Below are 13,349 nucleotides of genomic sequence, written 5' to 3'. Positions count from 1 at the left end.
AATCATTTCAGAGAGCAGGTAGTGGTGGAATCCTGTATGAGGCAGATTATTGAATGGCCTTTCGAGGGCAGCCCGAAATGATGATCATAAGAGTAGGCGCTGACGGGAACCGAACCCGTTATCAATCAGGAGTGTATGTTTGTACATGAGAAAGTGGACGATACGTCAATTTGAGTGGTACCGCGATAATAAGAAATTATTACCGTCTCAAGCATAGCTTGGGACGGTTCTTTTTTTCTCATGGCACATAAAATGTAGAAAGAGAGAGGAAAAAGACTATGAAAAAAAGAATGTTAGTAATCGCAGCAGCAGTAGCAACCAGTATGATGATGGCTTCCCCGGTAATGGCAGATGATTTTAAAGTAGGCATCTGCAATTATGTAGATGATGCTTCCCTGAATCAGATCGTAGACAATATTCAGTCCCGTCTGGAAGAGATCGGAGAAGAAAAAGGTATTACTTTTGATGTATCTTATGATAACTGCAATGCAGATGCCAGTGTTATGGAACAGATCATTTCCGACTTCCAGGCTGACAATGTAGACCTGATGGTTGGTGTAGCTACACCGGTAGCAATGCGTATGCAGTCTGCAACAGAAGGAACAGATACACCGGTCGTATTTTCCGCTGTTTCCGATCCGGTTGGTTCCGGCCTGGTAGATTCTCTGGAAGCACCGGGAGCAAACATTACCGGAACAAGTGATTATCTGGATACTTCTTCGATTATGAAACTGATCCAGGCACAGAACCCGGATGTAAAGAAAGTCGGACTTCTTTATGATGTCGGACAGGATTCTTCCACAACAGCGATTCAGGAAGCAAAGGATTATCTTGATGAAGAAGGTATCGAATACGTAGAGCGTACCGGAACAACAACAGATGAAGTTCAGCTTGCAGCAGAAGCACTCATCGCCGATGGCGTGGATGCAGTTTTCACACCAACAGATAATACCATTATGACAGCAGAGCTTTCTATCTATGAAAAATTCATTGAAGCAGGCATCCCTCACTACACAGGAGCTGATTCTTTCGCACTGAACGGTGCATTTGTAGGATATGGCGTTGACTATGCAAATCTCGGACAGAAAACAGCTGATATGATCGCTGACATCCTTGTAGATGGAGCAAAACCATCTGAAACAGCTGTTGAAACATTTGACAATGGCACTGCAACTGTCAACACAGAAACATGTGAAGCGCTTGGTCTTGATTTTGATACTGTCAAGACAGCATTTGAGCCGCTTTGCACACAGGTAAATGAAATTACTACTGCAGAAAGCTTTGATGATGTAGAAACAAAATAAGGTTGTTATAACCAATAATACCAATTGGAGGAAATTACCGTGACAATTGCAACAATGCTCTCTCTTGGAGAGACTGCCCTGAAACTTGGACTGATCTGTTCGCTGACAGTTCTTGCCCTGTTTCTTAGTTATTCTATGTTGAATGTCTGTGACCTTTCCACAGACGGCTGCTTTACTTTTGGTGCCGCTGTGGGAGCGGTAGTAGCTGTTAGCGGGCATCCGTTTCTGTCTATTGTGGCAGCAATGGCTGCTGGAGTTCTTTCCGGTTTTGTAACTGCGATTCTGCAGACAAAACTCGGTGTGGACAGTCTGCTTGCCGGAATTATCGTAAATACAGCTTTATATTCTGTAAATATTGCGGTCATGGGCGGCTCGTCCCTGATCAATATGAACCGTACAACAACGGTGTTCAGTATGATGAAGGATGCACTTGCCGGAACTCCGTTAAAAGGCAGAGAAGATATCATCATTGCAGCAATCGCGGTGATTCTCGTAATTATATTTCTTGTATTTTTTCTGAAAACAAGACTCGGTCTTGCGATCAGAGCAACAGGAAATAACTCTGATATGGTAAAATCTTCTTCCATCAACCCGGTATTTACAACAGTCATCGGTCTGTGCGTTGCAAATGCTTTTACCGCACTTTCCGGATGCCTTCTGTCTCAGTCGCAGAAATCCGTAGATATCAATATCGGACAGGGTATGGTCACCATCGCACTGGCATCCCTTCTGATTGGAGGTACACTTCTCGGACATGGCGGCATCTTTGCAAGAGCAGTGGGAATGGTACTTGGTTCCTTTATTTTCCGCCTTGTATATACGATCGCGCTCCGGTTTAATATGCCGGCATTTATGCTGAAACTTGTATCTTCTGTTATTGTTGTTCTTGCAATTTCCGGTCCATATCTGAAAAAACAGTGGCCGCAGATCCGACGCAGGATGACACACCAAAAAGGAGGCAGATGATCCATGTTAAAAATCAGCCATATTTCAAAAACATTTAATCCGGGCACTGTAAATGAAAAAAAGGCTCTGGAAGATTTTTCGCTTGAATTAAAAAAAGGTGATTTTGCCACGATCATCGGTTCTAACGGTGCCGGTAAATCTACATTTTTTAATGCGGTCTGCGGGGATTTCCTTACAGATTCCGGCTCGATTATTCTGGATGGAGAAGATATTACATTTACTCCACAGCATGTACGTGCCAAAAGTATCGGACGCCTGTATCAGGATCCGATGAGGGGGACTGCTCCGGGAATGACGATTGAAGAAAATCTTGCGCTTGCAGCCGGCAGAGGTGGCTGGCTTTCCCATACGACCAAACAGGAAAAAGAGCGTTTCTGTGAAGAATTAAAGAAACTGGATATCGGACTGGAAGAACGCATGAGTCATCCGGTCGGACTTCTTTCCGGTGGTCAGCGACAGGCGCTGACACTTCTTATGGCAACAATGAATCCGCCGAAACTGCTTCTTCTGGATGAGCATACTGCAGCACTTGATCCGGGAACGGCAGAGAAAGTCCTGTCTCTGACCAGACGTATAGTAGAAGAACATCAGCTTACCTGTCTGATGATCACACACAATATGCAGTCCGCAATTGATCTTGGAAACAGAATTTTAATGATGGATTCCGGTAAGATAGTTCTGGATATCGGTGGCGAAGAGAAAAAGAACATGACAGTTGAGGGACTTCTTAAGAAGTTCAGAAGCGGAGCCGGAAAGGCTCTTGATAATGACAGAATCCTGCTGTCAGAATAATATCAAATAGCAGAACAGCCATCATCGAGAGGGAAGAGATAATATTTCCAAATCGATGACGGCTGTTTTTGTTTTACATATTTAGTTATAAAATAACTATCTGTTTCTGATATTCGTGAATAAATTTCTGTCCGTTTTTTTTGCAGAGAAGCTTTTCATAAAGGTTGGATGCTGCTGTTGTCTCGCTCAGGAGGCGTTTTCCTGTCTCATCGAGGAATGCATCGGCATCGGCAAGTTTTGTAAGCACTGGAATGGCACTGTTTTTTTTGATTTCTTTCAGAAGCGGACTGCTTTCTTTGCGAAATCCGAGTACGCGTGAATAAGGAACCAACAGAGGAGCTTCGCGTATCTGTAAAATTGAGTGAAGCAGTGCACGCTGAATGCGTGTCTGGGTAAGATCTTTTGTTTTCAAAAGAGAAGCGGCCTGTGTGAAACCGGAGATCTCATTTCGACAGTTTATTATGCGTTCTGCAAGATTTCCCGAAACATCCAGATATTGCGAAAGAGATTCTGCATCTTCGTACATGATTCGATAGATAAGAAGATCGTCCAGAACCTCTTCACTCAGGTATCCATTGTTTCGCAGAGAAGAAACAAAGAATGCGGAAGCCTCATCCGGAACCTGTGCAGAAATCTGTGCAATTGTTTCCTGTGTGAGAGTGGAAGTTAAAAGTTCACGAATGGCAGAAGCAGAGGCGAAGGGGAGATTTTTGCCGGAAATGTCAGCAGATACGGCATGAGCAGAAGAAGCAACGGTAAGCGTATCGTGATACCCCATCCCCTGGCGTTTCAATGTAACTGGTTTTATATTACTTTTCAGCCGATTTAAAGCCTTACAATATTCAATTCCGAGAATGTTGTTGGGTGAATTTAAAATTTGTGTGATCTGATTCAAAAGCGGAGTCAGAATGCCGTCGAAAGTATCTCCTTCGAAGTTATGAGGGTTTTTGAAATATTCCACCAGTGCCTGACTGCGTGCTGACGGGAAAGAGCAGCCTGCACTTAAGAATTCTTTCAGAAACAGACGGTATTCTTTGGGCTCACTGACAAGAACAGCAGCCAGTTCCCGCAAAGCAGAAACTTTCCCATATTCACTACCGAAACAGAGATGGTCTATAACACGTAGTCCATCCAGCATAGAGACAGCACCCATAGCAAAGGCTTCCGCACTGGCTGTGCTCACCGATACCGGCAATTCAAGCACGAGATCCGCGCCACATCGAAGTGCCATTTCTGCCCGAGCATGTTTTGAGAGAAGCGCCGGTGTACCTCTCTGTACATAATCGCCACTCATGGCAACGACCACATAATCTGAATGTAGCTCTTTTTTGCAGTAATCTATCTGGTATTTATGTCCTCTGTGAAAAGGGTTATATTCTGCTATGATTCCAGTTACTTTCATATTGCCTTCCTACTTCTTTTTGTATATTTTGGCTGATTTCGATATTGTAACACAGTGTTGGAAGCGTGACAATATTATCACTAAAATACGGAACGCAGAATTTTTCGTCATTCTGTCAGGATTGCACGTCAAAAAATACCACTCTTTGGAAGAATCTCCTTGTCAACTACTTGAAATGCGCGAAAACAGGGGGTATAATGATTCTAGCTGTGAGATCATGTTTCAGACTCTCACGCGGTCATTTGACCGAAATAACGAAAGGAGCCATTTAATCATGGGATTTGTTGATTTACTCAAAGAAAGAGCAAAAAAAAGCATCAAAACTATCGTACTGCCAGAGACAGAGGATATGAGAACTATCGAGGCAACTGATAAGATTCTTAAAGAGGGAGTTGCTAAGATCATCCTCATCGGTAACGAAGAAGAAATCAATAAGAAAGCTGCTGAAGGCGGATTCGATATCTCCGGAGCAACCATCGTTGATCCAGAGACATCTGACAAAACTCAGGCATACATTGACAAATTTGTAGAACTGAGAGCTAAAAAAGGTATGACACCTGAAAAAGCAAAAGAGATCCTTCATACTCAGTACCCATACTATGGTGTAATGATGGTAAAAATGGGTGATGCAGACGGTATGGTATCCGGTGCATGCCATTCTACAGCAGATACACTCCGTCCATGTCTGCAGATTCTGAAAACAAAACCGGGAACAAAGCTTGTATCCGCTTTCTTCCTGATCGTAGTTCCGGATTGCGAATACGGTGCAAACGGTGCATTTGTATTTGCTGACTCCGGCCTGAACCAGAACCCGACTCCGGAAGAACTTTCTGCTATCGCTGCTTCTTCTGCTGAATCCTTCCAGCTTCTTGTTGAGGAAGAGCCGATCGTTGCCATGCTTTCACACTCAACAAAGGGAAGTGCAAAACATGCCGACGTAGATAAGATGGTAGAAGCTACAAGAATCGCAAAAGAAGAGCATCCGGAACTCAAACTTGATGGTGAATTCCAGCTTGACGCAGCAATCGTACCGAGCGTTGGCGCATCCAAAGCACCGGGCAGCGAAGTTGCAGGTAAAGCAAATGTTCTGGTATTCCCTGACCTTGATGCAGGAAACATCGGATACAAGCTTGCTCAGCGCCTTGGTAAAGCAGAAGCTTACGGACCTGTTACACAGGGTATCGCAAAACCGGTCAACGACCTTTCCAGAGGATGCTCTGCAGATGATATCGTTGGTGTTGTTGCAATTACTGCTGTACAGTGCCAGGCTGAGGATAAATAAGATCTACATATCTGAATCATATCGAATAGGAGAATATTAAAATGAATGTATTGGTAATTAACTGCGGAAGTTCTTCACTGAAATATCAGCTGATCAACTCTGATACAGAAGACGTTCTTGCAAAGGGTCTTTGCGAAAGAATCGGTATCGATGGAAGACTGGTTTATCAGAAAGCCGGACTTGACAAAGAAATCACAGAATGTGCTATGCCTACTCATAAAGAAGCTATCCAGTTCGTTCTGGACGCTCTTACAAATGAAAAAACAGGTGCAATCAAGAGCCTTAAAGAAGTAGATGCAATCGGACACCGTGTCGTACATGGCGGTGAGAAATTTGCAGCTTCTGCAGTAATCACAGATGAAATGATCGCAGCAGTAAAAGAGTGCAATGATCTTGCACCTCTTCACAATCCTGCAAACCTGATCGGTATTGATGTCTGCTCTGAGCTGATGCCGGGCGTACCGCAGGTAGGTGTATTTGATACAGCTTTCCATCAGACAATGCCTGCAAAAGCATATCTGTACGGACTTCCGATTGAATACTATAAGAAATATAAAGTAAGAAGATACGGCTTCCACGGAACCTCCCACAGCTTCGTATCCAAACGTGCTGTTGAATTCCTTGGACTTGATAAAGATAACTCCAAAGTTATCGTATGTCACCTTGGAAACGGCTCTTCCATCAGTGCTGTAAAAAACGGTAAATGCGTAGATACAACTATGGGTCTTACACCACTTGAAGGTGTTGTAATGGGAACACGTTCCGGTAACATTGACCCTGCAATCGTTGAGTTTATCGCAAAGAAAGAAAATCTTGATATTGCAGGTGTTATGAATGTCCTGAATAAGAAATCTGGTCTTCAGGGTATGTCCGGAGTCGGCAGTGACATGCGTGATATCAGAGCTGCAATTGCAGACGGAAACGAAGATGCAAAGAACGCTTATGATGTACTTTGCTATGGTATCGCTAAATTCGTTGGTGGTTATGTGGCAGCCATGAACGGTGTAGATGCAATCGTATTTACCGCTGGTATCGGTGAAAACGTAGGACAGCTTCGTAAAGATGTCTGCAGCTACTTCGGATACCTCGGTGTTGAGATCGATGACAAAGCAAATGATACATTCAGCGAAGAAATCGTTATCTCTACTCCGTCTTCCAAAGTTAAGGTTGCAGTTATTCCTACCAATGAAGAACTTGCAATCTGCAGAGATACAGTAGCTTTAGTAAAATAATAAGTTATAAATGGATTAAAAAGGGCTTGTCACTGGCAGGCCCTTTTTTTCACTACTGTCAGTCATATAGTAATATGAAAATAAATCATAATCCGATTGAAAGAAATGGGGGAATTTAAGAAATGAAAGTATTAAATTTTGGTTCTCTTAATCTGGACTATGTGTACCAGGTGGAATCCATTCTGATTCCCGGAGAGACACAGGCATCAAAAAGCAGACAGACCTTTTGTGGCGGTAAAGGTCTGAACCAGTCCATTGCACTGGCAAAGGCCGGGATTCCTGTATATCATGCCGGACTGATCGGAGAAGGCGGCGAACCATTGCTTGAAGTATGTAAAGAGAACGGTGTAAATGCAGAGTTTATCAGGCAGATTCCGGGGCCATGCGGTCATACAGTCATTCAGGTTGACCGGAATGGTCAGAACTGTATCCTCCTTTTTGGAGGCTCAAACAGAAGTATGACAAAGGAATTTGTAGATTCAGTTCTGGATTCTTTTGATGAGGGTGATATCATCCTCCTTCAGAATGAAATCAATGAACTGGATTATATCATTGACCGTGCATACGAAAAGAAAATGATGATCATTCTGAATCCATCACCTTTTGACAGTGCACTTGAAAAATGTGATCTGTCGAAGATAAGTCTTTTCCTGATGAATGAGATCGAAGGATTCCAGATTACCGGAGAAAAAGAACCTGACAGAATTCTTGCGAAAGTGAAAGAACTTTATCCAAAGGCAAAAGTCGTTCTGACACTTGGGGGCGACGGTTCCGTATATCAGGATGAAACAGGAATTTACCGTCAGGGAATTTTTAAAGTAAAGGCTGTTGATACGACAGCGGCAGGGGATACATTTACCGGATATTTCATTTCATCTATTATTGATGGAATGCCTGTTCAGGACGGGCTCAAGCTTGCTGCAAAGGCATCCGCGATTGCAGTTTCCAGAGCCGGCGCGACGGCATCCATTCCTGTTCGGAGTGAAGTTGTGGAGAAATAAAACAGCGGAAAAATATAGAAATAAAAATAAAAATTTCGTTGACAAACAGGTACCTCCTATGTATAATTGATAAAGTGTGAATAGGAGAGAACTATGCAGATTCATTTATCAGATGTTACAGACAGTGAAGGAAAACATATACAGCTCCAGCCGGAACTTGAGTTGGACAAGATTTCATTTCAGATGGGAGATTATCCGATTCTGGAGAAAACACCGGTAGAACTTGAGATAACAAATACAGGTAATAAGGTTCTTGAGCTGAAGGGAATCGGCAGTGTAACTGTAGGTATTCCGTGCGATCGTTGTCTGGAGCAGGTTGCTGTTAAGATTCCGTATGAAATTGAGCAGAAACTTGATATGAAGAAATCTGATACTGAAAGAGTACAGGATCTGGATGAGAACGACTATCTCACTGGTATGGACCTGGATGTGGACCGGTTGGTCTATCTTGAGGTACTGATGAGCTGGCCTTTGAAAGTCCTTTGCAGAGAAGACTGTAAAGGAATCTGCAGCCGATGCGGGAAGAATCTGAATAAAGGATCCTGCGGATGTGCTGAGGAACCAAAGGATCCACGTATGGCGGCTATCAGTGATATATTTAGTAAATTTAAGGAGGTGTAACCTATGTCCATATGTCCAAAGAACAAATCATCTAAAGCTAGACGTGATAAAAGACGTGCAAACTGGAAGATGAGCGCTCCGAATCTGGTAAAATGCAGCAAATGTGGTGCTCTGATGATGCCTCACAGAGTTTGTAAAGAATGCGGAAGCTACAACAAGAAAGAAATCGTGAAAGTTGAAGACTAATCACAGATTATGAGAAACAGAATCCTGATACGGGGTTCTGTTTTTTTCTATAAAGTAAAAAAGAGACGCCGTCTTGTGTAAAAGAAATTTTATGCAGGACGGTTTTTCTCTGCATTGCTTTTCAGACTTACCTCTGTTATACTTGTACAGATAAGGAATTATTATAGTATCGTGGAGGAATTCTATGGAACAGAAGAATCAGATCACAGAGGGTGTGATCTGGAAACAGCTTTTGATTTTCTTTTTTCCAATTGTAATCGGAACGTTTTTTCAACAGATATATAACACGGCCGACAGTATTGTTGTCGGTCGTTTTGTAGGTAAAGAAGCACTGGCGGCGGTCGGTGGTTCTGTAAATCAGATTGTAAATCTAGTCGTGGAAGTTTTTGTCGGTCTGACATCCGGAGCTTCCGTCATTGTGGCGCAGTTTTACGGAGCAAAAGATAGAAAGAATTTAAATAAGACACTTCACACTTCCTATGCATTTGGTATTGCGATTGGTCTGGTGGTGGCTGTGATCGGGCTTTTTCTTACGAATACGGTGCTTGAACTTATGAAGACACCACAGGAATTAATGGCTGATTCCAGACTTTATCTACATATTTATTTCTGTGGAATGATTTTCAATATTATATATAATATGGGGGCATCAATTCTCCGTGCCGTAGGAGATTCCAGAAGACCTCTGTACGTCCTGATGGTCACCTGCGGACTGAATATCGTTCTTGATATCCTGCTTGTAGTGATTTTTCACCTGGGAGTTATGGGTGTTGCTTTGGCAACTGTCACCTGTCAGGGAATCAGCTCGATTCTGGTTACATCAATGCTGATGAAGGAGCATCCGTTGTTTCGGTTAAAGCTTCGGGAAATTCGTTTTTACAGAGTATCTCTTCGTGCAGTTCTTAGAATCGGCGTCCCGGCAGCACTGGAAGCAACGATGTACACGATTGCAAACCTGATCATTCAGGTGTTTGTCAACGAACTTGGTACCGATACGGTGGCTGCCTGGGGAACCTTTGCAAAGATCGATGCAGTTTACTGGATGGTTGTCAATGCCTTTGGAATCTCGATCACAACCTTTGTCGGTCAGAATTTTGGTGCAGGGAAAGTGCGCAGGATGCGAAAGAGCGTGGGTGTATGCATGGTGATGGCATATGCAGGAGCGTTTCTGGTAAGCGGTGTCCTGTATGCACTGGCAGGTCCTCTTTACCGTCTGTTTACGACGGACGAGGGAGTTGTTCGGATTGGCGTGGATATGATGCATTTCCTGCTTCCGTCATATTTTATGTATGTTGTGATCGGTATTTTGTCCGGTGCACTCCGTGGAGCAGGACGGGTGCTGGTTCCGATGCTGCTTACATGTGGCGGTGTATGTTTGATCCGTATTATATGGATGTTCGGTGTCTTCCCGACTCATTCCGGAATCAACACGATCATGCTGAGTTATCCGGTTTCGTGGGGAATTACCGCTGTTTTGTTTATTATTTATTATTTTATGAAATTTCCAAAAAAAGAATCACAGATTTAACGGCGAGGAGAAAAAGACATGAATGTTTTAAACCTGGAACATATCAGTAAAATTTATGGAGATAAAGTGATCTTTGATGATATTTCCTGCGGAATCCATCAGGGAGACAAGATAGGAATCATCGGAATCAATGGAACAGGAAAGACAACATTTCTGCGTATCCTTGCAGGACTGGAAGAAGCAGATGACGGTCAGGTGATCATGCAGAATGGCCTGCGTATCAGTTTTCTTTCTCAGCATCCGACTTTCCCGGAAGGGGCTACGATTCTTTCCTATGTGACACAGGGTCAGAGAGAACAGAGCTGGAATCCGGAGACAGAAGCACATATGGTCCTGAATAAACTGGGAATCGAGGAGCACGAAGAAGAGATCGCACATCTTTCCGGCGGACAAAAAAAACGTGTAGCGCTGGCTGCCGTGCTTGTAAATCCCACCGATGTGCTGATCCTTGATGAGCCGACCAACCATCTGGATAATGAGATGTCGTCCTGGCTTGAAGATTATCTTAACCGCTTTAAGGGAATTGTGATCATGGTTACACATGACCGTTATTTTCTTGATCGCGTTACGAATAAGATACTGGAGATCAGCCACGGTAAACTTTACAGTTATGAAGCAAAGTATTCGGAATTTCTTGAATTAAAAGCTCAGCGTGAAGAAATGGAAATGGCTTCTGAGCGTAAAAAACAGAGTATCCTCCGTATGGAGATTGAATGGGCAAAACGTGGATGTCGCGCGAGAAGCACAAAGCAGAGAGCACGTCTTGACCGTCTGGAAGAAATGAAAAATTTGTCAGCACCTGTACGGGATTCCAATGTTGCAATCGATTCTGTCGAGACGAGAATGGGCAAAAAAACAATTGAACTGCATCATATTTCAAAAAGATTCGGTGACCGTGTATGCATCAGGGACTTTGATTATATTGTTCTGAAAAATCAGCGTCTCGGTATCATAGGGCCGAACGGCTGCGGAAAATCCACTCTTCTTAAAATCATAGCAGGAATCATTCAGCCGGACAGCGGAGAGGTTGAAATCGGTGATACTGTAAAGATCGGATATTTTTCACAGGAAATCGAAGATATGAATACTTCGCAGCGCGTTATTGATTATATCAAAGACGTTGCAGAGTTTATTCCGACAAAGGATGGACTGATCAGTGCATCAAAACTTCTTGAGCAGTTTCTGTTTGATGCTGCCATGCAGTATGCACCAATCGAGAAGCTTTCCGGTGGTGAAAAGAAGCGCCTCTATCTTTTGAAAGTACTCGCATCTGCTCCAAACGTGCTGCTGCTTGACGAGATTACCAATGATATAGATATTCCTACACTGACGATTCTGGAAGATTATCTGAATTCTTTTGCAGGTATTGTGATCGCCGTATCGCATGACCGTTATTTCCTTGATAATCTTGCAGACCGTATTTTTGAGTTTGACCGTGAGGGAAATCTTACACAGTATGAAGGTGGCTACACAGATTACCTTGAAGCAAAAAAACGTAAAGGCCTTTCAGAGGAAATACTGTCCGCAAAATCTTCTGCTTCAAAAAATGTTTCTGCTGATTCTGCTGAAGAGAAAGAATCCATAAAAACATGGAAACAAAATCGTCCTTCAAAACTGAAATTCAGTTACAAAGAGCAGCGTGAATTTGAAACGATTGATGATGATATTGCAGCGCTGGAGAGCAAAATTGAGAAACTGGATGCTGATATCATGGCTAATGCAACAAATTCCGGTAAGTTAAATGAACTTACACAGCAAAAAGAAGAAGCAGAGGCACAGCTTGAAGAAAAGATGGACCGCTGGGTGTATCTGAATGATCTTGCAGAACAGATTGAAGCACAGAAATAGAAAATTCTATATCTGATATATGGAATCAGCAGAATCAACCAGGAACAGGGTTGATTTTCTGCTGATTCTTTAGTATGATAAAGTTTGAGATTTTTTACAATCATTACAGGACATTTTTAAATAGATACAGAATATACAGGAGGAACAATATGGCAGAATTAGTAAAAGTTGTTGTAGATGCCATGGGCGGAGATCTTGCACCTGTGGAACCAGTCAGAGCTGCAGTGGACGCTGTGAAGGAGCGGGATGATATTCAGGTGATTCTTACAGGACAGGAGGAAGTGATCTATTCAGAACTTAAGAAATATCAGGATTATCCGACAGACAGGATTGAGGTGGTAAATGCAACAGAAGTAATCGAAACAGCAGAACCTCCGGTATTTGCAATCCGTAAGAAGAAAGATTCTTCCATCGTTATCGGGCTGAAAATGGTCAAAGAACAAAAAGCAGATGCGTTTGTTTCGTCCGGAAGTACCGGAGCAGTTCTTGTAGGCGGGCAGGTGCTGGTGGGCAGAAGCAAAGGCGTTGAGAGACCGCCGCTTGCCCCGCTGATTCCGACCGCCAAGGGAGTCTCGCTTCTGATTGACTGTGGAGCAAATGTAGATGCAAGACCATCTCATCTGGTACAGTTTGCAAAAATGGGTTCCATCTATATGGAGCATGTTGTCGGAATCAAAAATCCACGTGTTGCGATTGTCAATAATGGTGCAGAAGAAGAAAAAGGCAATGCACTTGTCAAAGAGACCTTCCCGCTTCTTAAAGAAGCAGAGGGAATCAACTTTATCGGAAGTATTGAAGCAAGGGATATTCCAGCCGGCTATGCAGACGTTATTGTCTGCGAAGCTTTTGTCGGAAATGTCATTCTCAAACTTTATGAAGGTGTCAGCTCTGAGCTGATCCACAAAATAAAAGAAGGAATGATGAGTACCATGAAGAGCAAGATTGGAGCACTTCTGGTAAAACCTGCACTGAAACAGACTCTGAAGAGTTTTGATGCTACCGAATACGGTGGGGCTCCGCTTCTCGGACTCAAAGGACTTGTTGTCAAGACGCATGGAAGCGCGAAGGCTGTTGAGATCAAACACGCGATTTTCCAGTGTGTGCAGTTCAAACAGCAGAAGATCAACGAAAAAATTGCAGAACGTATTCAGTCGGTTCATTTTGAGGCACCGGATAAAGAATAAAAA

12 protein-coding genes and 1 other annotated feature (1 of these 13 running past the window's edge) are annotated in these 13,349 nt (G+C 43.1%); of the genes, 11 read left to right on the top strand and 1 reads right to left on the bottom strand.

Annotated elements, in window-relative coordinates:
• Positions 1-213: a binding site (T-box leader), on the top strand; it begins 35 nt to the left of the window's first position.
• A 65-nt stretch (positions 214-278) separates the two neighbouring features.
• Genes BQ7344_RS02305 through BQ7344_RS02295 form a run of 3 tightly spaced genes read left to right on the top strand, consistent with a single transcriptional unit; the run spans position 279 to position 3,062 of the window.
• Entirely contained in the window at positions 279-1,304 is a 1,026-nt protein-coding gene (locus BQ7344_RS02305; protein WP_072521255.1) for an ABC transporter substrate-binding protein, read from the top strand.
• A 54-nt stretch (positions 1,305-1,358) separates the two neighbouring features.
• Positions 1,359-2,270 (top strand): ABC transporter permease, encoded by a 912-nt coding sequence (locus tag BQ7344_RS02300; protein ID WP_072523325.1) that lies wholly within the window; start codon positions 1,359-1,361, stop codon positions 2,268-2,270.
• Between the two features lie 3 nt (positions 2,271-2,273).
• Entirely contained in the window at positions 2,274-3,062 is a 789-nt protein-coding gene (locus BQ7344_RS02295; protein ID WP_072521254.1) for an ABC transporter ATP-binding protein, read from the top strand.
• 85 nt (positions 3,063-3,147) lie between these two features.
• Here the strand turns inward: BQ7344_RS02295 and BQ7344_RS02290 are convergent, their stop codons facing one another.
• A complete protein-coding gene (locus BQ7344_RS02290; RefSeq protein ID WP_072521253.1) occupies positions 3,148-4,464 on the bottom strand; it encodes a tRNA(Met) cytidine acetate ligase in 1,317 nt (438 codons plus the stop codon).
• Positions 4,465-4,738: 274 nt separating this feature from the next.
• Between BQ7344_RS02290 and pta the strand changes: the two genes are divergently transcribed.
• The 8 genes from pta (at position 4,739) to plsX (ending at position 13,346) form a co-directional block, all read left to right on the top strand.
• A complete protein-coding gene (pta, locus tag BQ7344_RS02285) occupies positions 4,739-5,746 on the top strand; it encodes a phosphate acetyltransferase (protein ID WP_015542567.1) in 1,008 nt (335 codons plus the stop codon).
• 41 nt (positions 5,747-5,787) lie between these two features.
• Positions 5,788-6,978 (top strand): acetate kinase, encoded by a 1,191-nt coding sequence (locus BQ7344_RS02280; protein WP_072521252.1) that lies wholly within the window; start codon positions 5,788-5,790, stop codon positions 6,976-6,978.
• Positions 6,979-7,100: 122 nt separating this feature from the next.
• The gene (locus tag BQ7344_RS02275; protein WP_072521251.1) at positions 7,101-7,979 is read left to right on the top strand and encodes a ribokinase; all 879 of its coding nucleotides are present in this window, start codon (positions 7,101-7,103) and stop codon (positions 7,977-7,979) included.
• Between the two features lie 93 nt (positions 7,980-8,072).
• Entirely contained in the window at positions 8,073-8,600 is a 528-nt protein-coding gene (locus BQ7344_RS02270) for a YceD family protein (protein WP_072521250.1), read from the top strand.
• 3 nt (positions 8,601-8,603) lie between these two features.
• On the top strand, positions 8,604-8,786 hold the full coding sequence (gene rpmF, locus BQ7344_RS02265) for a 50S ribosomal protein L32 (protein ID WP_005425421.1): 183 nt from the start codon (positions 8,604-8,606) through the stop codon (positions 8,784-8,786).
• 184 nt (positions 8,787-8,970) lie between these two features.
• A complete protein-coding gene (locus BQ7344_RS02260) occupies positions 8,971-10,314 on the top strand; it encodes an MATE family efflux transporter (RefSeq protein ID WP_072521249.1) in 1,344 nt (447 codons plus the stop codon).
• Positions 10,315-10,332: 18 nt separating this feature from the next.
• Entirely contained in the window at positions 10,333-12,162 is a 1,830-nt protein-coding gene (locus BQ7344_RS02255) for an ABC-F family ATP-binding cassette domain-containing protein (protein ID WP_072521248.1), read from the top strand.
• Positions 12,163-12,311: 149 nt separating this feature from the next.
• The gene (plsX, locus tag BQ7344_RS02250) at positions 12,312-13,346 is read left to right on the top strand and encodes a phosphate acyltransferase PlsX (RefSeq protein WP_072521247.1); all 1,035 of its coding nucleotides are present in this window, start codon (positions 12,312-12,314) and stop codon (positions 13,344-13,346) included.
• Positions 13,347-13,349 lie beyond the last annotated feature (3 nt).

The organism is Blautia sp. Marseille-P3087 (genome assembly GCF_900120195.1).
Classification (GTDB): Bacteria; Bacillota; Clostridia; order Lachnospirales; family Lachnospiraceae; genus Blautia_A.
The sequence above is the reverse complement of the archived record's forward strand: the minus strand, read 5'-3'. Positions and strand labels throughout refer to the sequence as shown.